General features: G+C 58.6%; 18 protein-coding genes and 1 tRNA gene. 12 read left to right on the top strand and 7 right to left on the bottom strand.

The window, feature by feature from the left end; translation table 11 throughout:
• Positions 1–102 precede the first annotated feature (102 nt).
• Together NG895_RS10400 and NG895_RS10395 are read left to right on the top strand one after the other, a co-directional pair.
• A complete protein-coding gene (locus NG895_RS10400; RefSeq protein WP_252852419.1) occupies positions 103–1341 on the top strand; it encodes a phage tail tape measure protein in 1239 nt (412 codons plus the stop codon).
• Complete coding sequence (locus tag NG895_RS10395) at positions 1338–1652, top strand: hypothetical protein (RefSeq protein WP_252852418.1); 315 nt, start codon at positions 1338–1340, stop codon at positions 1650–1652. Before NG895_RS10400 ends, NG895_RS10395 begins: the two co-directional genes overlap by 4 nt.
• A 106-nt stretch (positions 1653–1758) precedes the next feature.
• Here NG895_RS10395 and NG895_RS10390 read toward each other — a convergent pair whose 3' ends face one another.
• Entirely contained in the window at positions 1759–2304 is a 546-nt protein-coding gene (locus NG895_RS10390; RefSeq protein WP_252852417.1) for a hypothetical protein, read from the bottom strand.
• Between the two features lie 286 nt (positions 2305–2590).
• Here NG895_RS10390 and NG895_RS10385 point away from each other — a divergent pair, with 286 nt between their 5' ends.
• From NG895_RS10385 to NG895_RS10375, 3 genes are all read left to right on the top strand, one after another.
• Positions 2591–3040, top strand: coding sequence for a hypothetical protein (locus tag NG895_RS10385; protein ID WP_252852416.1), 450 nt, complete (start codon positions 2591–2593; stop codon positions 3038–3040).
• A 67-nt stretch (positions 3041–3107) separates the two neighbouring features.
• Positions 3108–3335, top strand: a complete 228-nt coding sequence (locus NG895_RS10380; RefSeq protein ID WP_252852415.1) for a helix-turn-helix transcriptional regulator — start codon at positions 3108–3110, stop codon at positions 3333–3335.
• Positions 3336–3460: 125 nt separating this feature from the next.
• Positions 3461–4630 carry a tyrosine-type recombinase/integrase gene (locus NG895_RS10375; RefSeq protein ID WP_252852414.1) on the top strand — a complete coding sequence of 390 codons (1170 nt, stop codon included), beginning with the start codon at positions 3461–3463 and terminating at the stop codon, positions 4628–4630.
• On the opposite strand, the gene NG895_RS10370 is transcribed toward NG895_RS10375, so the two are convergent.
• From NG895_RS10370 to glgX, 3 genes are all read right to left on the bottom strand, one after another.
• A tRNA-Leu gene (locus tag NG895_RS10370) sits at positions 4628–4713 on the bottom strand. The two genes, NG895_RS10375 and NG895_RS10370, sit on opposite strands and share 3 nt — an antisense overlap.
• 66 nt (positions 4714–4779) lie before the next feature.
• Positions 4780–6015 (bottom strand): precorrin-6y C5,15-methyltransferase (decarboxylating) subunit CbiE, encoded by a 1236-nt coding sequence (gene cbiE / locus NG895_RS10365; RefSeq protein ID WP_252852413.1) that lies wholly within the window; start codon positions 6013–6015, stop codon positions 4780–4782.
• Between the two features lie 76 nt (positions 6016–6091).
• Positions 6092–8164 carry a glycogen debranching protein GlgX gene (gene glgX / locus NG895_RS10360; protein WP_252852754.1) on the bottom strand — a complete coding sequence of 691 codons (2073 nt, stop codon included), beginning with the start codon at positions 8162–8164 and terminating at the stop codon, positions 6092–6094.
• Positions 8165–8710: 546 nt separating this feature from the next.
• On the opposite strand from glgX, the gene purM reads away from it, so the two are divergent.
• From purM to NG895_RS10330, 6 genes are all read left to right on the top strand, one after another.
• Entirely contained in the window at positions 8711–9751 is a 1041-nt protein-coding gene (purM, locus tag NG895_RS10355) for a phosphoribosylformylglycinamidine cyclo-ligase (protein ID WP_252852412.1), read from the top strand.
• A 223-nt stretch (positions 9752–9974) separates the two neighbouring features.
• Complete coding sequence (locus NG895_RS10350; RefSeq protein ID WP_252852411.1) at positions 9975–10238, top strand: response regulator transcription factor; 264 nt, start codon at positions 9975–9977, stop codon at positions 10236–10238.
• Between the two features lie 819 nt (positions 10239–11057).
• Complete coding sequence (locus NG895_RS10345; RefSeq protein ID WP_252852410.1) at positions 11058–12170, top strand: ABC transporter substrate-binding protein; 1113 nt, start codon at positions 11058–11060, stop codon at positions 12168–12170.
• 104 nt (positions 12171–12274) lie between these two features.
• On the top strand, positions 12275–13429 hold the full coding sequence (locus tag NG895_RS10340; protein ID WP_252852409.1) for an aminotransferase class I/II-fold pyridoxal phosphate-dependent enzyme: 1155 nt from the start codon (positions 12275–12277) through the stop codon (positions 13427–13429).
• A complete protein-coding gene (locus tag NG895_RS10335; RefSeq protein ID WP_252852408.1) occupies positions 13426–14199 on the top strand; it encodes an alpha/beta fold hydrolase in 774 nt (257 codons plus the stop codon). Before NG895_RS10340 ends, NG895_RS10335 begins: the two co-directional genes overlap by 4 nt.
• Complete coding sequence (locus tag NG895_RS10330) at positions 14177–14971, top strand: methyltransferase domain-containing protein (protein ID WP_252852407.1); 795 nt, start codon at positions 14177–14179, stop codon at positions 14969–14971. Before NG895_RS10335 ends, NG895_RS10330 begins: the two co-directional genes overlap by 23 nt.
• A gap of 19 nt (positions 14972–14990) precedes the next feature.
• On the opposite strand, the gene NG895_RS10325 is transcribed toward NG895_RS10330, so the two are convergent.
• The gene (locus tag NG895_RS10325) at positions 14991–15842 is read right to left on the bottom strand and encodes a pyruvate, water dikinase regulatory protein (protein ID WP_252852406.1); all 852 of its coding nucleotides are present in this window, start codon (positions 15840–15842) and stop codon (positions 14991–14993) included.
• Positions 15843–16237: 395 nt separating this feature from the next.
• Here NG895_RS10325 and NG895_RS10320 point away from each other — a divergent pair, with 395 nt between their 5' ends.
• Complete coding sequence (locus NG895_RS10320) at positions 16238–16906, top strand: hypothetical protein (protein ID WP_252852405.1); 669 nt, start codon at positions 16238–16240, stop codon at positions 16904–16906.
• Between the two features lie 164 nt (positions 16907–17070).
• Here the strand turns inward: NG895_RS10320 and NG895_RS10315 are convergent, their stop codons facing one another.
• A complete protein-coding gene (locus NG895_RS10315; RefSeq protein ID WP_252852404.1) occupies positions 17071–18957 on the bottom strand; it encodes a DUF5060 domain-containing protein in 1887 nt (628 codons plus the stop codon).
• 314 nt (positions 18958–19271) lie between these two features.
• Complete coding sequence (locus NG895_RS10310) at positions 19272–20840, bottom strand: hypothetical protein (RefSeq protein WP_252852403.1); 1569 nt, start codon at positions 20838–20840, stop codon at positions 19272–19274.
• Positions 20841–21060: the final 220 nt, after the last annotated feature.

Here is a 21060-nt window from a genome sequence, read left to right as displayed (position 1 = left end):
TGGAAATGAACCTTGGTGATCGGATTGCCAGGAATCGTCCGGTCGACAGTCACCCAGGCCCCAGACGCCTTGATCCGCGACGCAACGGGGTCCGTGATAATAATGGCAAGCTGCGCTGTGTGTTCTCGAGATTGGCTATACTTAGGGCAGCGGCTCGAGCGTGTTGGCTCGGCTGGCAAGCAGGCATTCGACGTGTCGCTACTGCAGAACTACGCTGCGGGCTTCTCTGGACCCGCCGCCGCCGCCGGGTTGTTCCTCAGCCTCCTGGGCCGCATCCGTAGCGAACAAAGTAAGATAGCCCAGGCGCAGATGACCGATGCCGAGAGCCGGGGGCAGTTGGTGCAGTTGGCGGGGGGAGACACCAACAAGCGTGACCGATTGTTTGCTATGTCGGACATCACGTACAACGAGGGTTTCGTCAGGGATCGGATTCAAGCTAATAGGCTGACGTTTGAGCTGGACTCTGCTGGTTTATCGAAAGACCGCGCATTCTTCAGCCAGTTGCAGTTGATTGACGATTCGGCAACGCTGGCCAAGTCCACCGGGTTGATTCAGAGTGGGTTCTCTGGTGGTGACTCCACTGGTGGCTCGAGGGCTATTGTCAGCAAGTCTATTGCTGGTGCTTTGCCTGCAACGGGTGTTTCGCCTGCACAGATTGCCGAGGGTGTGGCCATCGCGTCCGCATCGGCCAAGAAGTTTGGACTGACTGACGAGGAAACGTTCGCCGCCGTCAGCCGCATTGCACAGACCACCGGCAGCGGTAGTGAGGCTGGCACCAAGTTCAACGCTATGCTGTCTTCGCTATCTCGGCAGGGGCTGGCTGATGAACTTGGTGGGAGAGGCCTCGAAGCAATTGTCGGTAACGTGTCCGACCGCGGACTTACAAAGGAGGGGCTTACAAAGTTCCTCGGTTCATCGGAAGCCGCGCAAGGCTTCGACGTTCTCACCAACAGGGATGCATTGCGGGCACGCATCGGAGAGATTAAGAACGCCCAGGCGACTAACCTTGCAGGGCAGACCATTGGCAACGCCATCCAGGATCGAGCGCTCGCATCAACGGTGCTACGACGCCGTGGTGCTGCTGGCCGTGAGTTGATGCAGCAAGAGGATGCAATTGCCGAGAACCTGGCCGCAGCCGATCGTGACGCAGCCTACATGTACGAGCTTCGCCAAGGCAATCGCACCCGTGCTGCGATGAACGAGTGGACTGGCGAGAAGGTAGACTACTGGCTTGGCCCCAGCGGTGGCGAAGAGGCTTTGCAGCAACTAGTCGAAGAGACAAGACGGCAAACTGACGTCATGGAATCCAACAGTTCCCAAACAACCACACGGCAGGAATGATACGCGCGCACTTGGAAGACATTCTGACGAGGGAGTTCCACGGCGACATCCCGCCCGACTGCCTGCCGCTGATTGACGAAGTGGCTGGCGGTCTGTTGCTGGGTGTTCACGCCGGGCTGTTTTACAACGTGGATGTGCTGGAATGCCGGACATGGATAGATGTCGTGCTGCTGTACGTCGACGGAGCGGAACGGATCCACGACGCCTTGCCACTGAGCGACCAGGCGAAGATGGGACCACCACCGACACTGACACAGATGCTGGACCCGGAGACCCCACGCCCGCCGAAATCCACGCAGCATGCTTGCTGATTCAGCAGACGTGGGACGAAGCGACACGGGCCAAGCGGGCTGTCGTGACGCACGCCGCGTGGGAGCCGCCGACGTGGAATATCGAAGTGAGCGAGGCGGAGCGGGATTAGTGCCCGCAGTTCTTTGACAACTTGAACAAGAGCGGCGCGCCGAACAGCACTAGCCACACACCACTCGGCTCGGGCACATACCGTACATTCAGCAGCGCATGGGTAGCCCCACCTTGCGGCCTGTCCCAACTATACCGATGGGGTCCTGGCTCAATCTGAATCAGTTCGTCTTCCACCAGGGGAATCCCATCTAGGTAGAAATTGGTGCTTCCAATGGTGGCGGGGAACGAGTAACCGACCAATCTGGCCCAAGTGGTGTCGGACTCGAAATCCAGGTAGCCGCTGGTGGAGGTCACGCCTGGCAACTCGAGGTAAAGCGACAGATAGCCGTCGTAGTTGCCATACTTCGCATCACCATTGATGTTGCCAACGTCGGCCTCCCAATACTGCTGGTTGTTGTACCAGACGCCATCCGTCTCCCACTCCCCGGTAAAGGTGCCGTCGTTGGTGACGTATTCGTAGCCACCTCCGATGGGAGTAAAGAACTCGGCTTGTGCGGTGGAGCAGAGAAGCAGGGCCGCGGCTAGGAGTGTGTATCGCATGAGACTTCCCCCTGTTTTGGATGAGTGATGTTGCCAGCCCGCATTATTGAGCCGGGACGCAGCGAGTTGCAAGCTTTGCAGTTGACACCGCCGCAGAGCGTGGCAAAATGATGGAGTCTTAAAAATTGGGGACCCCTATGTCTAGAAACTTGGAAAACAGAGCGCGTTGCACCTTTGGTTGCTGGGTAGGTAACGATCCCAGGACGGACCAATCCGTTAGACCAGCCACTGGTGCAACGCGCTTTCTTTTGCCCTGGCACTCTGCGGGGCAGGAAAGGCCACTTCAATGGCTGTTGCTTCTACCTTTCTCACTGACCAACGCAAGCACGAACTAGCCGAACAACTGGGCGACCAGATGGTTGAGTTCAAGCTTCAGTACCACGCCCGCGAAACGATTATCGTGGACGCGATGCAGAGCGAGGCAGACCCGGACTCCGAGGGGCACGTCTACCAGCTAACCGCTCGCGGTGATTGTGACTTCCCCAGTTTTGGCTTTGCCGTATTCATCGACGGGCGAGACAACGATGGCGACTTGGCACAGAGCGTAGTCGATGAGATTCACAGCATCGGCCTGGGCTATCTCGCAGTGGCGAAGCGAATGGGCGAGAAGCTAGACCGAGAGCCCAAGCCGTCGAAGTTCCGTTGGGAAGAGTACCAAAAGGAAATCGACTTAGAAGAGGAAAAGGCGTTCGAGAAGTACATGGCCGCAAGGCATGGCCGCCGTGCTTGTAGATAGCCCCCACGCCCCGGCTGGCGCTGCTGGCCGGGGCTGTTTGTTCCCAGCATTCGCAAAGGCCCATCCAGTGTCCACGACGAATTTTGAAGAAGCGATGAACCACTTGGCGCAGTTCTTCGCCGCGCTGACGGCCAACAGCGCGACCAGCAGCGATGGAGGTTGGCCGCCAACGATGCAACGGAAGCGTGCTTGCGAATACCTCGATATTGGGCTCACCAAATTTAGTGAGTTGGTGAAAGCAGGTGAGATCCCCAAACCATTCCCAATTGGCGGCCGCGACCACTGGCTGCGCTAGGACCTAGACAAGTACATCCGCAGACAAGCGAGTTCGCGTGGCTGATTGCCAAACTGGCAGCCACCAGACGCCGCGTGTTGCGTTCAAACGACCAAACCCGACACCAAGTACCCTGGAGGAAACCCGTGTCTGAAATCAAAGTTCATGTTTTAAAGCGAGCCGGCCGCAACGTATGGTTGATGAGATACTTCGACCAGTACACCCAGAAGCACGTCACCAAGTCGAGTGGCTGCACGAAAAAGAAGGACGCCGAGAAGAAGGCCGGAGTTTGGGAGGATGAGCTGCGCCGCGGGGTGTACGTGCCCACCAACCGCAGCAGTTGGGAATCGTTCATCGAACACTACAAGGCCAACAAGCTGAATACCAAGGGCGAGGGTACTGCTACCACCTACTTGGCAACGGTGAACGTGTTCGAGAAGTACGCCAAGCCACAGCGGTTGGCGGACTTCACCACCGACAGAGTGACCAGATTCGTCGCCGACTGCCGCGATGCCGGCTTGTCCGAGGCAACCATCGCGCGGCACCTGCGAACGCTCAAGGTGCTGGCACGGTGGGCGAACAAGCAGGGGATGCTCGGCAGGGTCCCTGAATTCGATATGCCCACCACACCCAAGGGCACCAGCAAAGCGAAGGGCCGCCCCCTGACGGTGCAAGAGTTTAACGAGATGCTGTTGAAGGTGCCCGAGGTGCTGGAAGCCGACTCCAAAATCGAAGGGACCGCAGACGACTGGCGGTTCTATCTCAAGGCCCTCTGGTGCTCTGGTTTGCGTCTTAGTGAATCGCTGGCTCTAAGCTGGACGGACGGCCCGGGGGCGATTGTGGTGGACCACAGCGGCAAGCATCCGGTACTGAGAATCCCGGGCGAGGCCCAGAAGTCGGGAGCTGACCAAGTGATACCCATCGTCCCCGAGTTCGCTCGCTTGCTCGATACCGTGCCGCCAGAGGCCCGCAGCGGCCCCGTGTTCGCCGTTGGGACTTCCCGGTTCAAGGTGGGCCCTGTGGTAAAGGCGATGGGCAAGGCGGCCAACATCGTGGTTCACAGCAAATCTGGCAAGTTTGCCAGCGCCCACGACTTGCGGAGAAGCTTTGGCCGACGATGGAGCCGCAAGGTAATGCCCGCGGTGCTCAAAGAACTGATGCGCCATGCGAGCATCCAGACAACCATGGAATACTACGTGGGCGACGATGCCCAGCGGACAGCGGCCGAATTGTGGGAATCTGACTTAGGTGTACGATTAGGTGACCTCGGCGAATCGAGGGAACCCGAAACCACCGAAAACCCCTTGTTTCAGTAGCCGAGGCGGGACTCGAACCCGCACGTGGGTTACCCCACACTGGATTTTAAGTCCAGAGCGTCTGCCAATTCCGCCACTCGGCCGTGGTACATTGAGGAGGATTTAAGGGTCTGGGTTCGGGGGTGAGTAAGACTTGCGTAACTTCCGGTTTACTTCCTGGTGGCCACCAGGAACGAAGGCATGAGTGCGTCGAACGTCAGGCGGTCGAGTTGGTCGGTGCCGCGCGAGATATTCAACATCCACACCTGTACGTTGTCGTTGTGGGTCCGCAATGCCTGGCGCAGTTCGGTGAGGTTGTCGATGCTTACCAGGTTGATAACTAGCCGGCCGCCCGTTCGCAGACGAGCGTAGGCTGCTTCGGCGATGCGGCACACTTCGCGGCCCCCGCCGGCTACGAAGATGCAGTCCGGATCGGGCAGGGCTTCCCATGCTTCGGGCGCCTTCCCCTGAATCGGAACCACGTTTTCCACGTTGAACCGCCGGGCGTTGGCCGTGATCAGCTGATGGTCTTCAGGATCCATCTCAATGGCGTAGACGGTTCCATCGGTGGCCAACTGAGCCGCTTCGACACTCACCGAGCCGGTGCCTGCACCAACGTCCCAGACAATACTATCTCGCCAGATGTCCATCTGGGCCAAAGCCATCGAGCGCACCTCGGCCGAGGTGAGCAACCCGTACTTGGGGCGGGACTGAAAGAACACCTCGTCGGGATTGCCAAACAACCGGCGGCCGACCGCTTCGCGCGGTCGGTCAGGAAGCTGCCGCTGGCGAACCAGGATCATCACGTTGAGTGGTTCGAAAGTTTGTTCGGCGATCTCCACGAGCGAACCGCGAGTGACGCGTTCGTCACGTGCTCCCAAGTTTTCGCAAACGTAGGCATCGAAGTAGTCGATCTGCTTGTCGAGCAAAGCCTGGGCTACCTGATGGGGGCCGATCGTGTCGGTGGTAAACATGCCCACCCGCTCCGACGTGCGGATCTTCTCGACTACGGAACTGAGCGCATGGTTGGCCAGGTTAGTCAGGTAGGCCTCGTCCCAGCTTTCCATCACACGGGCGAATGCCAGTTGCATGGTGCTGACATGCGGAATGACTTCGAACCGATCCTTGCCGAATTCGTCGGTGATGTACCGAGCGAGCCCATAAAACATGGGATCGCCCTGTACCAATACAACGGCTTGCTTTTGGCCGACATTGCGAATCTGATCGGCCAATTCAGCCAATTCGGAGCCGATCTGGACACGTTTGCCGACAACCGAGTCAGGCACGAGAGCCAGCGCCCGCTCGGCGCCGAGGAGCACTTCCGCCTGCTCGATCCTCTGCCCCACTGCGGGTGGCACCGCCTGCAAACCATCGTCGCCGATGCCAATAATTGCGATCTTGGTCATTTGTTTGTCGCCAGTTGTCAATTATCTGTTAGCCGTTGCCCCAATCTACCACCGGCAACGGATCACTGACAACGGACTACTCGGCTACATAGCATCGCAGGGAGTGGTGCTCCAACAAAATAGGCTTGGTGGATACGGCAAATGGGCCGTTGTGCTTGGAATACACGTCTTTGGGGGCCGGGGCAGCGGTGTCGATCAGCAGCCGCCAACGCAACTTTCTGGCCGGCTCGGGAATGGAGAACGTCTGCGAATCCCCACCCGAGTGCATCATGATTAGCACCGGTCGGGCGGCAGGATCGGTCAGCCAGCAGGTGCCGAGCAGGCAAGTCAAGCTGTGGAAGGTGCCTTCCCAGTCGATCGATTCGCCTTCGACCCCGTACCAGCTTACATCGGGCAGTTCGCCTGGACGACTTGCCGTACCTGTGAGGAACTTCTGCCGCCGAAGAACTGGCTGCTGGCGACGGAAGGCGATCACCTCGCGAGCGAAACGCAGCATCTCGTCGTTACGCTCGACCAGTCTCCAGTCGAACCAACTCGTTGCGTTGTCCTGGCAGTAGGCGTTGTTGTTACCGCGTTGGGTCCGCAGCACTTCGTCGCCCGACAGAATCATCGGCACGCCTTGGCTCAGCAATAGCGAGGCGATCATATTTTTCGCCTGCCGCTGTCGCAGGGTGATAATGGCCGAACGCCGGGTCGGTCCCTCAATGCCGTAATTGGCCGAGAAGTTGTTGTTGTCACCGTCGCGATTGTCTTCGCCATTATCGAGGTTGTGCTTACGTTCGTAGCTCACCAGGTCATTGAGCGAATACCCATCGTGCGACGTGACAAAGTTGATGCTGTGGTACGGGCTACGGCCGCTCGGCTGATAGAGATCGCTTGATCCAGCCAATCGGGTGGCCATAGCGCCGGTCACGCCGAAGTCGCCTCGCCAGTAGCGGCGGACGTCGTCGCGATAGTGACCGTTCCACTCGGCCCACCGCAGGTTGGCGAACGTACCAACCTGAAATGCTCCGGCCGCATCCCATGCTTCGGCGATGATCTTCGTATCGGCCAGCATCGGGTCTTCGGCAATCAGCTCCACCATGGGCGGGTTGGGTACCAGTTCACCATTGCGATTGCGACTAAGAATACTCGCCAAATCGAAGCGGAACCCATCGATATGGTAGTTGTAAACCCAATGCCGCAGGCAGTGGAAAATCATCTCGCGGACAATCGGGTGATTACCGTTGACGGTGTTGCCGCAACCGGAATAGTTTTTATAACCACCATCTTTGGTGGTCATATAGTAGACATTGTTTTGCAGGCCCTTGAAGCTAAACGTGGGGCCATGCTCGTTTCCTTCCGAGGTGTGATTAAACACCACGTCAAGAATCACTTCGATGCCAGCGGCATGCAGTTCGCGGACCATGGTCTTGAACTGATCGACTTGTCCGCCAGGCTGATTCCCAGACTGGTATCCACGATGCGGCGCGAAGAACGCCATGGGGTCGTATCCCCAGTAGTTACTGCGCCGTGCTTTGGACCCATCGCTTTCGGCCAGCGGGAACTCGTGCACCGGCATCAACTCGACGGCCGTCACCCCGAGTGACTTGAGGTACGGAATCTTCTCAATCACCCCCAGGTAGGTGCCTGGGTGATCGACATTGCTGGTGCTGCTTCGGGTAATGCCGCGGACATGCATCTCGTAGATGATCGACTCGGCCAATGGTCGACGCAGATGCCGGTCGCCCTGCCAATCGAATTGATCGTCCACCACGACACACTTTGCCGGACGTACTATTCCGTCGGTGGATCGTTGGAACGATCCGGCCAGCGCACGAGCATAGGGATCAATCAGGCGGGCGTTGCCGTTGAAACGGAGCCCCTTACTGGGCTCGTAGGGTCCATCGGCCTGGAAATGATAAAGCGTGCCTGCCTTCAGCTCTGGCACGAATACGCTCCAGATGTCGCCCCACCGGTCGGTGGCTGGGTCGAGCTTGATGACTCTACTAGGTTCGCGGTCGCTTACCTTATTGTAGAGCAGCACGCGCATAGCGGTCGCCGACCGACTGTATACGGCAAACTGCACACCTTGATCGCGCAGTATGGCGCCGTACGGCAGCGGGTAGTTGAATTGCAGCGCAGGGGGGGCGGGGGGAGTCGAGGGCATTACCACGCTCGCGGCGTGAGCGAGCAGCGAGGGCGCCTGTAGTTGCATGGGTGGGTGCCTAAGTTGCGTTCGGGAGAGGATAAGCCGACGTGGACCTCTGTGGGACCAAGCCGGGCTTATGCTCTACTCGACTGCGACTACAGCACCTCTTTACTACCCTTCTTATCGTACCGCACAGCTTCCCTCGCCAGAATGGTTCCCGATGCCGGACTATCCAGATCGACCACCTTTTCCGTCCGCGTGGAGCTGAAGATCTAGACAATTGTAGCAGTCGTGTCGCCATAAGTCTGGCCCTGGCAATCTGGCGGGGCTTCCGGCTGCTGGGCATTGGCAGCAGCACGACCAGAACCGGCAGGGATTTCGCCCTCGTAAGCTTCGGCACAACTGCTACAGAAGCATCCATTGAACGGGCGACAGGCGGTTGGTCGCCCTTTCTGATCCAGCAAACAGACGCCTCAAGGCCAATCTGCCCTGCCACCGCGTTGACACCTTGTCGCTGCGAATTCTAAAATCAGCGATTCTCTGGCATTCTCCTGCGGAAAATACATGGCCAAGGCAACTTACAAGGATTCAGGCGTCGATCTGGAGGTCTATGCCCAGAGCATGGCCCGCTTGCCGCGTCTTTTGAAGCGTACCCATTCGCCTCGGGTCCTGCCGGCCGAGGGTGGTTTTGCCGGGCTCTTCTCACTCGACTTCCCGGGACACCTATTCCGTCGCAACTACCAGGATCCGGTTCTCGTGTCCTGCACCGATGGTGTCGGCACCAAGGTGAAGGTCGCTCAAATGGCAGGTCGCCACAACACGGTGGGCATCGATCTGGTCGGAATGTGCGTTAACGATGCTTTGTGCATGGGGGCCGAGCCACTGTTCTTTCTCGACTATATGGCCATGAGCCACGACGACCCGGAGTTGGTCGAAGCCCTGGTCGAGGGTATCAGCCAAGGCTGCCTAGATGGCGATATGGCCTTGGTGGGTGGTGAAACAGCCATCATGCCGGACGTCTACTCCCCCGGCGATTACGACCTGGCCGGATTTTGTGTGGGTGTGGTCGATCGCGCGAAGCTGCTCGATGGGCGTGCCATTGCCGAAGGCGACGTGCTGATTGGCATCGAATCCAGCGGCATTCACAGCAACGGTTATAGCCTGGTGCGGAAAATCGTATTTGAGCTGGCCGAACTTCAACTGGACGACTACGTTCCGGAATGCGAGGCTAGCGTCGCGGACGTATTGCTCACCCCTACGCGTATCTACACCTCGGCCGTTCGCAAAGTGCTCGGACACTATCGCGTGAAGCAGGTGGTGCATGGCATCGCCCACATCACCGGCGGTGGCTTGGTCGAAAATACCAGTCGTATCTTACCGCGTGGCTTGCAAGTTGCGATTGACAGCGACACCTGGAAGGTACCACCGGTGTTTACTTGGCTGCAACAATTGGGCGAGGTAGACGACGAGGAAATGGCTCGCGTTTTCAACATGGGCATCGGTCTGGTGATGATCACGAGCTCCTACTATGCCGAGAGCATCCAGTCGCAACTTACAGAAACTGGACTCAACAGCTGGCAAATTGGTCGGGTAGTTTCAGGTTGATATGCAATCGGTAACATCCACTGCATAGCCCGACACATGCGGCCCACCGCGCAACCATGAAGACTCGCTGCAACCAGTAATTACACCGGTGCGGGTCGCTCTCGCTTTCGTTCGGCAATTCGCTGCGCGTTTCCGCCAAAAGCATGAGAACCGCATGCGGTTCTATGCCAATGTGGTTAACAGTCGCTTGCAGTATTGCATTCAAGAAAGTACACCACCTTATATGGCTACTGACCTTACAAATCGTGAACGTGAAGTTGTCCGCCTCATCAGCCTTGGCTGTTCTACCGCGGAGGCTGCGAAGATTCTTGGTGTGTCGACTCCCACCGCAGATACGCACCGCACCAATGCGATGCGTAAGCTGGGAGTACGCAAGGTGGCACTGGTCACTCGACTAGCCATCAAGCACCGAATCAGCAGCATGAAAGACACCCTGACTACCGCTGAGAAGCGGAAGCGGGGTCGCAAGAAGGACGGCTGGAACTAGTTCCAGCGGCAGCCCTGCCTTGCAGTCATTCAGTCTCCGAAGGCACAGCTCCGCAGATGGGAGTGTTCCCTCTGATGGCGGGTCTTTGCACTGCTTGGTTTATGGCATAAGCCATGACCTACACAAGGATTTTCTGCGCGAAACGGCGTTCCGCGTGAGGCCCCCTTGCCGCATTCGTGAATGCGGTTCCAATCGTCTGCGTGCCCCTCAATTGCTCGCTCCCCCCAGCGCCGACCGCGGATATGGAGCGCGATAATTTTTGATCGGTTTGGTGCGCCAATTCGGCAAACGTTTGTAGGCTCCAAAACTCCGGCCGTTTTGCAGCCATCGATCTTTGCAAGCTGCCTGCTGCCAACAACTTGCGCCTTCGATCCGTTCCAAAACTCGACGAATTTTGCCCCTCCGCTCCACCCTCCCCTCCAAGCGATCAATCAACGTTCCACCACGCGCGCCACCGCCTCACGGTTCGCATGGTCAGTTCACATAGTCACCTCGATTCGTCCAAGCCCCTGGCGGGCTCGACTGGGGTGCATCTCGGCAAGTTTGCACGCAAACACGCAGTGTCATCAGATCCCCCAGGCCTGCTCTTCAGAGCCGGTTGTCTTAAAACTGGCGGCTTCCTCGCCGCTGCATTCAGCCGAAAACTGGGGCATCAGGGATCGCGCAAAGCCGCACGAGTATGCTACACTTTCGCGCCCTCCCGCATGCTGCAGTAAGTGCGGGGCGAACCCAATCAACAGCCAGTAGCTGAGGTGTCCGATGAGACCTGTGCGATCGACAGATTGGTTTCCGGCCGCGTTACTATCCGCTCTCGCATTCTTGGCTCTCCTCGCATCATCTACCACCTTTGCGGATGAGCCGATTGTGCTGGGCGCGCTCTACAACAGCACGGGTCAGCAGGCCGGACTCGACATTCCTTCGGCGCAAGGCGCCAGACTGGCCGTCGACCAGACGAACAAACATGGCGGCGTCTTAAATCGACAGATTGTACTGAAGATCGAGAACGGTCAAAGCAAGCCGGACGTCGTCAAAGCCAGGACAGCCGCGTTACTCGCGTCGTCGCCTGCGCCGGTTGCTCTATTTGGTCTCTCCGATACCGACTTGGTACTGGCATCCGCGCCGCTGGCTGCGAAGGCCAACCGCGTGTTCCTCACGTCCGGTGCCACCTCGCCGCTATTGCCAGCCGAAGTACCCGAGTATCTGTACCTGGCCTGCTTCGGCGATAATGTGCAAGCCGCAGCTGCCGCGGAATGGGCCCATGGTGATGGCCAGGCCCGGAAGGCGCTGGTGCTGTATGACTCGTCGCACGAGTACACGCGGCTCTTACAGAAGTACTTCCGTGAACGCTTTACCCAACTGGGCGGCGAGATTGCCGATGAGCGCAGTTTCACTTCGGACACACTCGAACAAACTCTCGAACAGTTCCCGAATGTCGATGTGGTGTTCCTCTCGGCCGAAGTGCCCGCCGACATTCAAAAGGCGGTTCGCATGATCCGTAGCAGTGGTCTCGATTGCCCGATTGTGGGTGGCGACTCGTTCGACTCGGCTGGGTTGTGGGAGGGTAGCGACGCGAAATGCATCTACTACACGACGCACGCTTACCTGGGCGAAAACAACCCTAACCCGCGAGTGGTGGCGTTCCGCAAAGCGTTCGCCGCCGCCTACCCCGACGCCACTCCCGACGCTTTTACCGCGCTCGGCTACGACGCCACCCGGCTTTTGGTCCGCGCCATCGAGCAGTCGCAAACGGCGGATCCCGAGGACATCCGTCGGGCACTCGCGGGCATTCACAGGTTCGAAGGGGTCACCGGCACCCTTAGCTATCCGAAGGGCAGCCGCATTCCCACCAAGAGCGTGAGCCTGATCGAGGTGACCGGTGGCAAGCTCCGTCTGGTGCGGGAAGTAATGCCGAAGGGCGTGCCGGCTCCGTGATCGAGCCATTTGCCGCCCAGTGGAGCGGTGACGTCCGCCCTTTAACCCCCCCCCATCACCGCGATAAAATCGAGGGTTTGATCTCACGCAAATCGGATCCTTAGATGCGGTCGGAAGATTGGATTACGGAACTGCTAGAAAAGCTGGCCAGTGAAGGGCTCGAGCGACGGCTGAGCGTCCATCCAGCAGACGGAGCAGTGTGCGACTTCACGTCGAACGACTACTTGGGTCTCTCGACACACCCCGATATTGTTGCTGCGATGCAGGCGAGCAACATGGTTGGCGCCGGCGCGAGTAGGTTGGTCTCGGGCACGCGCGACATCCACGAGTTCTTTGAACAACGCCTGGCCCAGTACTTCGAGAAGCCCGCTGCTCTGGTGTTCGGTGCCGGGTACCTGGCCAACCTCGGACTGCTCAGTGCCTGGCTGAGTCGCAACGACACGGTGTTCGCCGATCGGCTGGTGCACGCCAGTTTGATTGATGGCATTCAGCTGAGCGGAGCAAAGCATCAGCGGTTCCGCCACAACGAAGTAGCCCACCTCGCGGAACTGCTAGCCAAGGCCAGCACCGCCCGTAAACCAGGCGAGCGGTGGCTGGTGGCCGTCGAGTCGGTGTACAGCATGGACGGTGATGTCGCCCCGTTAGCCGAAATCTCGCAACTAGCGCGCGAGCACGACGCCAGCCTACTGGTCGACGAGGCCCACGCCCTGGGCGTGTTCGGCCCCGCCGGCCGCGGCGTGGCGGCGGAGCTTGGCATCGCCGATCAGGTTGCCCTGACCACCGGCACGCTGAGCAAGGCCTTCGGCAGTTACGGCGGGTTGTTCGTCGGCTCCACCATCGTGCGGCAGTTGCTGGTGAATCGCGCGCGACCCTTTATCTATAACACAGCTCTGCCGCCCGCGATGCTGCTTGCTGCATTGGAATCGCTGCGACTGGTTGAATCGCAAGCCGACTTGGGTCAAAGGCTGCTCGATCTCGCCGCGCATTTTCGTCGCGCGCTACAGCAGCAAGGTCTCCAGGTCGGTCCCTCCGCCAGCCAAATCGTTCCGGTGATGGTGGGAGAAAATCAGCTAGCGGTGCGGCTTGCCGACGAGTTGCTCACCCATGACATCGTCGTCAAGGCGATTCGCCCACCAACGGTACCGGCCGGCACGGCCCGCCTTCGCTTCTCGGTGACTTTGGCCCATAATGAGCTGCTGCTTTCGCAAACCGCACTTGCCGTGGGGCAAGCCGCTAGAAGCGTTGGACTGTTGGAATGAGTAAACCGCAGATGGTGCTAGTGTCCGGTTGGGGGCAAACGGCCAAAGTGCTGCTGCCGCTCGCCGAGCAACTCGAACCAATCACGGCGGTGAAGACGACCAGCGTATATGATTTAGGACAGGCGTGGAAAAACGCAGGCCGCGACGCCCTATCTTCGGCCGACGAGCCATCGCACTATGCCCAACAGTTGCGGGTGAGCGAATTAGAGACACAGGCGTCCATCGTGCTTGGCTGGTCGATGGGAGCGATGGTGGCACTGGAAGCCGCCCGGGCCTATCCCAAGTTGGTCCAGCGGTTAATACTGGTAGCAGGCTGCGGGTCGTTCTGCAGTCGCGAGGCGTATCCTCCGGGTGCTAACGAAGCCAGCGTCGAGGAGATGCGGCGCGGATTGGTTGATGCCCCCGAGGCGACGCTGCGACTGTTCCTGAGCAACGTTTATCGCCGCAGCGTGACGAGAGATGAACTCGCTCACAAGACCAGCCAGGCGTTGGATCTCGATTGCAATGAACTCGATCGGGGCCTTGAGTACTTGAAGACTCGCGACTTGCGACCTCTGCTGCCGGAAGTCGATCAGCCTGCACTCATCGTGCATGGCCAACTCGATCGCGTGATTCCGGTGGCCGCCGCCGGATATCTGCACGAGCATTTGCAGCGACCTGAATTACACTTGTTCTCAGAGGGCACGCATGCCCTGTGCGAGCAGTACCCACAAGAACTACTTGAATTGATTCGAGGCTTTCTGGCGGATGACGAACAACCGTTCCATTGAACGACATTTTTCTCGCGCCGCCGACGTGTACCACCAGCAAGCCCGGGTCCAACAGCAAGCGGCCGAGCAGTTGGCTGCCGAGGTCGCTAAACTTGGCCTTGCGCCACGTCGAGTGCTCGACATCGGGTGTGGTACCGGCTTCTTGACTCGCCAAATGCTCTCGCAATTTCCGACGGCCGAGGTGGTGGCACTCGACCTGTCGCCTGGCATGATCGAGGTCGCCAGGCAGCAGCTTCCCGCCAGCCCATTGATCGAGTTCGTCGTCAGCGATGCCCTACAATTTCAGAGCGAGCAGCCATTCGACTTGATTGTCAGCAGCTCAACAATGCAGTGGCTGCAACCTTTCGATCGGCTGTTCACCAAACTCCGCACTCTACTGGCGCCGGGCGGACACGTTTGCTCGTCGATTATGCTGCATGGGACCCTCGGCGAGTTGCACACCTTGCGCAGCGAACTGTTTCCCAGTCTGGCGCCACTACAAACACTGCCCCTCAGCGAGGCCATTCTCGATGGACTCGATGTTGGCGGATTTCGAATCCTCCATCGCGCGAGCTACCAGGAGTGCGAATGGTACGACACGCCTCGAGCGGCGTTACGTTCCATGCGCGAACAGGGTTTCACGGGCGGGCCTCTTTCTACCGGACCACGACCACTCACGCGGGGAGAGCTGACCCAAGTGCTGGTCCATTACGAACAGCGTTTCAAGAACGGAACGGGTTTGGTACCGGTTAGCTTTCATTACGGTTTGTATCTGGCGACACTCGTTGGCTGACCTGTCCGCCAGAGCGTGCTCACCTGGGTGACAGCTTCAATTTCTCGAGAATCTCGGCCGCCACTTGCTCAATGGTTCGGTTCGTCACGTCGATAATCGGATAGCCGCGCCTACGATACTCAGCCTCAGTCTCCATGACCTCGCGAATCACCTTCTGCAGGTTGTCATAGTCGCTACTGGCGACTCCATTGTACTCCAGTCGCTCGGCACGAATCTCCTGTAGACGCTTGGGCTGGGTAGTGAAGGCGACAATCGTCCGTTTCTTGATCTTCGATAGCTCCGGAGGAAAACCGGTCTGGGGCGAGATCGATACGTTGGCCACCTTGAAGCCTCGCGAGCTCAAGTAGAGGGTTGTCGGACTCTTGCTCACTCGACTGACTCCCACAATGACAATATCTGCCTCCCGCAGGGTCGGCAGCCCCAAGCCATCGTCATGCGCCAGGGCGAACTCCATCGCCTCGATGCGATTCTGATAGGCAGCATCCACCTGATGCAGACGAGACAAGTCGTTGTCGGGTAGCGAACCAACACAATCGCCCAGAAAATCAAGTAGCGGCCCCGTTATGTCATAGTGTGGAATCCGACGAGTAACGCATTCGTTGCGCACCAGGGTCTTGGCCGATGAGTGCGGCAAGGCGTGCACCACGATCGGACGATCTCCCTCCAAGTCGTCGAGTGTCTCCTGCAACTTATCGAGATCGTCGACCATCGGATGGTCGATCAATTTGATTTTGATGCCCGTGAACTGCGTGGCCGCGACCGAGGCCAGGCGATGCAGCAGATCGCCCGTGGCGCCCGCGATTAAGTGCAGGGTATATGTGTCGACCGCTGGCCGCGTGGCCTCCGCCTTGCTCGTTTTCTTCTTACCCATGGATTCCAATTGGGAGGAGTGCGTAAACACCGTCCGATAGGAGGTGGCATGCAATCCGATTGGTCAAAGCTGGCTTACACAAGGATCCTCCACCGGGAGGCACTCCCCATAGCCTACCTAAATGGCTCGGGAAAGGCTAAGCCCAGATAGTCGAGTCGCCCACCAGAAAATCGGCGAGTGTCAATACCGACCACTTTGTCCCGATTCCGCGGGGTGGTGGTCACCACTGGGGCTCCTGCCCGGGGCCAGTCGTGCGGGCAGTGCGGTTTGTGCGGGCAAAGCGGCTCATCGCCCGGCGCCGGCCGATGGCTTCTTGCCGGAACTATCGACCGGCATAAATACTGCACCTACAATCTTATAGTGATCCACCCCGCCTTCATCGAGGACCCCTTACCATGCGCTCATTCAAAACCGTACTGACGAAGCCCCTGCTCTACGTTTCGATCGCCATCGCGATATTGGCTGTGGTCAAGAGCTCGGCGGACAGGGCTCACGCTCAGGCTACCGGTTCCTCCAGCAATACCAACGCCGAACGCGAAGCGGCTTGGAACTCGCCCGAAATGCTTCGCGCCCGCGCGTGGGTCACCGATCAATGCAAGAACAATGACGCCATGTCCGAGGCCGAGGCCGCACAACATATGCAGGCCATGATGAGCATGACGCCTCAGCAGATGAAATTGTTCGCCATGATGCACGATTCGACGACCAAGAGCCACCCAGCAGTACAGGTTCAGCAGGCGCATACGCAGGCACTGCAGAGTTCAAAGCAAGCGGCCGCGGCACAACAGTGGTGGATGAACAATGTTCATAAGGCTGAGATGCAGCGTGCCTTGAAAGCCGATGGGGCAACTCAGCAAGCCTATAACAACATCTCCAGTGAAGAGACGGCAGCCGCCAATCAAGAACAGTCGCAACTGAGAGCCGAGCAACAGAATGCCACCGAGAATCAAGATGCCAAGATGGATGAGCTGAACAGTCCAGCGCTCGACTCGTTGAACTATCCCTATGGCTGGGGTGGCTATCCGGGAACGCACTATCACTACCACTTCTACCCTGGGCAGTAAGACTTGCGGAAATGCCGCCACCAATTCCTGGATGCCAGTTGCTGGTGGCGGCCATGGTCGAGTTCGACAACTGGACGGCCAGGTCGCACTCGACAGGCTAAAGCTATCGGTGGGCATCGGAGGCCCAACCGAGCTTGTCGCCGGTTGCCGCAAGGATGCTGCGACTATCTCGACCTGATCACGGCCAACCAGTCGTGGTCCTTGTTAGGCGGAACGATTTCTATGGCTGCCCCACCCTGGACGCTAGTCTTGGTTTCGGCAATCGGTCCTCCCTCGATTGGGTCGAACCATCCCAGCGTGAATTCCCCCTCGGCGTCCTCGAGATCAAGTTGGCAAGGTTCACCCTGCGGTAGATATACCAAGTAGACTTGGCCCTTGCGGGCAAAGCAGTAGTGCGAGTTGTCGTGGCGCAGGTTACCAACCAATGGATCGGCGCCCGACATCTCGTCGAACGGGATATCGTTCTCGGTGAAGAACTCCTTGGCAACACGGCAGTAGTTCCAAGTCTGATCGCGACTGCGAAAGTCTTCGCACCTCAGGTCGTTTTCCGGCAACTGATAGCCAAAGTAATACTCCACGCCGGCCCCACCCGCCATCAGGTTGCCCCACAGCGTGAACTTGCGGATGTCGTGCATGTCGTAGCCCTGCTGGCCCTCGGTTGCCTGGCCGTCGTTGCCGCGATAGCCAATGTCGACCGGAACCCCCATGCCGGCGGGGTTTTGCTCGTCGTTGGCAACCACCCAAGGATGGCCCGCATCGAGTGAGGCGTCAATCCATTTGGTTGTCAGTCGGTGTACCTGCCGCCAGGAGTTCTGGAGCGACACTCCGGTTAACACTTGGTCGTTGCCAAGCAGGGGTTTGTACACTTTGTCTTGCTGATTGGGATAAGTGTGCAGAACAATTGGGCTGCCATACGGATCGACCGCTCGAATATAGCGGGCCATCGCGATCACTTCCTCGCTACTTTGCGTATTCTCCTCGCCCAAGTTCCAATTGAGGGCGAGCGCGTGACCGAAGCGGGCGATGAGTTCACGGAGGTAAAGCTTTCGTTCGGGCCCTAGTTGTCCCTGGTCCAAGGCGGTGGGGACGTCGGCCGCCGCGTCCTTGGGATGACGGTTGTCGTCGTTTTCTGTCTCCTGCAACTTGAAATGCAAGTGCAGCCCCCGCCGCGTGGCATGATCGAAAACCACGGCCCATTGATCGAGCTTCGAGCAATCGTAATGCAGTTTGGCGTCCCGCTCGACAAACGGCCACACATTGTCGCCATCGCCCCCGGCGTTGTAGGTCAAGAACGAAACGGTGTTGAGGCCTTTGCTCGAAAGATAGTTAATAGCCCCGATCAACCCTCTGCCCTTCTCTGCTTGCCAGGTTGGATCGCCATCGCTCCAGTCGGATACGTGCGGCTGCCAAGTCTTTAGCGGGCAATCGCGACGGTTCGCTACGGTGCCATCGAAATCTTCGTAGGCCAACAGAGTCTCGGGCGCATCAGGCCCCACCTTCAAGAAGTACTCCCCCGAGCCTGCAAACCTGAGGTAGCGTTTACCAACGTATTCCAGCCGCCCCCGTGCGGCCAAGTCGGGAAGCTGGGCAGTGGACGGTTCAATGTGAAAGCTGGCCTTGTACCGCCCAATGACTGCGGACTCGCGTTCCGCAGCCGTGTCGATCGCCGCATGACGACCCTGCCGCATAATCGCCGAGCAGATCCAATGACCCACCTTGTGAGGGGTGAAGTGGGCTCGCCACCTGTCGCCCGCTGTGGCCGACGTCTCACCTGCATTGCCATCGGCCGCGAAATAGCCCGGCACGGTGATGCGATCTCCAGACTCGTGCTGGAAGGTCATCTGAAGATTGTAGTCGGTAAATGGGTTGGGATCTTCGTCCGCCTCATCGGCAAAGGGACCTTCCAACGTACACGTGACGGTCCCCCATTGCTCGAGACAACCAGCAATTTGGATCGGTCGGGTATCCGTCGAAGTTTCCGGAGTCGCACACCACGCCAGAGAGGGGAAGAGAACCGCCAGCCAGACGAAGCCTACACGCACAGTGTCCATGAGCACAGCACTCCACAGCAGGTTGTTGCATGAGAAACTGCACTTATAGGCGGCACACCGCGATATCTCAACCCAGTGAGCCCCAAGTCAGAGATACCCCAAGTCGGTGGGGAGTGCGATAAATTGGCTAGCCTGCCCCCCATCGTGGTTGTTTCTGGAGCTGCTTTATTCGCCGCGGGACAGAGGCAGCACGCGACTACGAGGGCATAGCAACGGAACGAATCGCCCGTACTATCGTCCGCATTGAATGAGAGGCAGCGGCGACCGACGAGCTTACTGCCCGAGACTCGCCAGTCGCCGCTACGATTTGGACCTCAACGCCGAGGTGCGTATCCAACTACCGCGATTCCCAACAGGCCAAGCAGTATCCACGAAGCGGGTTCGGGCACCGCAGCGGCCTGCACTGCGGCCGGCGAACCGTTGCCGAAGTTCTGCTTCCAGGTGGCATAGTCGCCAGCGTCTACCACGCCCGACCCATCGTTGGTGCTACCAGAAGGCAGTACCGAATCGGCGTTCCCCAGGTTGTTGCGCCAGACGGTGTAGTCGGCGAGGTCTACCAATCCGTCGTTGTTGAAGTCGCCAAGCAGACCTGGGAGTGCTTCCGAGCCCAATCCAATCAATACTACATCGTCACCGGTACCTGTACCGGTGATGGAATCGACCACACTATCGGCGGCATTCGCCCAATTAATCAGGCCGGTGTAGCTAATGGTCCAATCGTACCGCGTGTTACCAAACACGGCCGACACCGTGTCGCCCTCTGCATAGTGTGTCGATCCGTCGGCACTGGCAAAGGCATCCGAAATGTCGCCATTGCCATTGATGATGCCGCCGTTGTTGCCGAAACCATAGTCGAAGTTCACGTCAAAGAGCCCTAGGTTCTGCGGAACGCCCAAACCATCAACCGCGGGAGCCTCGTCCAACACCAGGTCGAGTCGCGACGACAGCGTAGCTCCGGTCGAGCTTTCCAGACCGTTGTTGATGGTCAGGTTGCGGGCGACCTGCATCGGACGGGTCCCACCATTGTCGAAATGAAACTCGACAATCGCCACACCACGATCGATGCCGTTGGGATCTTCGCCTTCGGTAAAGACTCCGTCCGCGCTGCCACGGTACGAGATCATATTGAAATCCCACGTCAGCACGTGACCGCCCGAATCAGGATTGCGAAGGATAAACTTGTTGATCCCCGATGGGCCGCTATCTCGGCCATGTGCCAAGCGAATGCCATTGCCACCGTCGAGTGAGATCTCCATGGTACCGCCCTGGTAGTCGTAGACGCCGTTGCCCCAGCCAGAGTCCTCCGAGTTACCAATATCCATCGTGGAAAGCGGCATCATCAGAGCACCGCCGGTCTGCACGACGCGACCTTCGTTCTGAGCTTCAGCGGTACTTCCCGAGCGGCCAATGATGGTGGTGCTGTCGATCCACAACTCGCCACTCTTGATGGTCATCAAGTTATGATTGGTCGTATTGCGCGAGATGTAGAGGCGATAGATACTCTCTGGTCCGTACTCCATGTTGTACGTGGAGCCGGCATACGCCGAGCCGGTTGGGTAGTTTAAGTTGGCGGCCGCCGCGAAGAACGGGTCGCTATCCGGGTCGAACACGACGCCCTCACCGGTGGTGTCCCAGTCGCCCGTGCCAATGTTGATCTGAGCATCAGTTCTCACCACCGCCGCTTCATTGTCCTGCCCGGGAGGCAGGCAGGGGCAGGGCTCCGGCGACTCTTGGCCCCAGTTGCTGGGGTCGAACCACCAGTTACTCATTCCACCGCCGTCCCAGCCATTTGCCGACCAAGCCAAGGGGGAAGCAGCAACCGCAACGACTGCGGTCACTATGCCCAACGCGCCGCGATAAACGTTTCTGTGCAAAGAAGCCATCTCGAGTATCCTCCTAGACATTGATGTAGGTAGTGCAAGAAGTAGAGTTCAGTGATGAGAATCGAGACTGGAGACCCGGCAACAAAAGTCGCGAACCGATTGAATCGAAACGGATGAGTGCGCGCACTTTCTTGAAATCGGCCGATACGTAACCACCAGCGGTCTCGCAACAACGGGGTGCTACGCGAAGGACGCCTATGTCGAGCCACGGAAGGCAAAG

The organism is Aeoliella straminimaris, from assembly GCF_024054565.1.
Taxonomy (GTDB): domain Bacteria; phylum Planctomycetota; class Planctomycetia; order Pirellulales; family Lacipirellulaceae; genus Aeoliella; species Aeoliella straminimaris.
This window is presented reverse-complemented; position numbering and strand designations above follow the sequence as displayed.

Excerpts from the sequence above, each read along its gene's own strand:
- NG895_RS10400 (WP_252852419.1), top strand. The coding sequence starts at position 103 with ATGGCAAGCTGCGCTGTGTGTTCTCGAGATTGGCTATACTTAGGGCAG.
- NG895_RS10395 (WP_252852418.1), top strand. The coding sequence starts at position 1,338 with ATGATACGCGCGCACTTGGAAGACATTCTGACGAGGGAGTTCCACGGC.
- NG895_RS10390 (WP_252852417.1), bottom strand. The coding sequence starts at position 2,304 with ATGCGATACACACTCCTAGCCGCGGCCCTGCTTCTCTGCTCCACCGCA.
- NG895_RS10385 (WP_252852416.1), top strand. The coding sequence starts at position 2,591 with ATGGCTGTTGCTTCTACCTTTCTCACTGACCAACGCAAGCACGAACTA.
- cbiE (WP_252852413.1), bottom strand. The coding sequence starts at position 6,015 with ATGACCAAGATCGCAATTATTGGCATCGGCGACGATGGTTTGCAGGCG.
- glgX (WP_252852754.1), bottom strand. The coding sequence starts at position 8,164 with ATGCCCTCGACTCCCCCCGCCCCCCCTGCGCTGCAATTCAACTACCCG.
- purM (WP_252852412.1), top strand. The coding sequence starts at position 8,711 with ATGGCCAAGGCAACTTACAAGGATTCAGGCGTCGATCTGGAGGTCTAT.
- NG895_RS10350 (WP_252852411.1), top strand. The coding sequence starts at position 9,975 with ATGGCTACTGACCTTACAAATCGTGAACGTGAAGTTGTCCGCCTCATC.
- NG895_RS10340 (WP_252852409.1), top strand. The coding sequence starts at position 12,275 with ATGCGGTCGGAAGATTGGATTACGGAACTGCTAGAAAAGCTGGCCAGT.
- NG895_RS10335 (WP_252852408.1), top strand. The coding sequence starts at position 13,426 with ATGAGTAAACCGCAGATGGTGCTAGTGTCCGGTTGGGGGCAAACGGCC.
- NG895_RS10330 (WP_252852407.1), top strand. The coding sequence starts at position 14,177 with ATGACGAACAACCGTTCCATTGAACGACATTTTTCTCGCGCCGCCGAC.
- NG895_RS10325 (WP_252852406.1), bottom strand. The coding sequence starts at position 15,842 with ATGGGTAAGAAGAAAACGAGCAAGGCGGAGGCCACGCGGCCAGCGGTC.
- NG895_RS10320 (WP_252852405.1), top strand. The coding sequence starts at position 16,238 with ATGCGCTCATTCAAAACCGTACTGACGAAGCCCCTGCTCTACGTTTCG.
- NG895_RS10315 (WP_252852404.1), bottom strand. The coding sequence starts at position 18,957 with ATGGACACTGTGCGTGTAGGCTTCGTCTGGCTGGCGGTTCTCTTCCCC.
- NG895_RS10310 (WP_252852403.1), bottom strand. The coding sequence starts at position 20,840 with ATGGCTTCTTTGCACAGAAACGTTTATCGCGGCGCGTTGGGCATAGTG.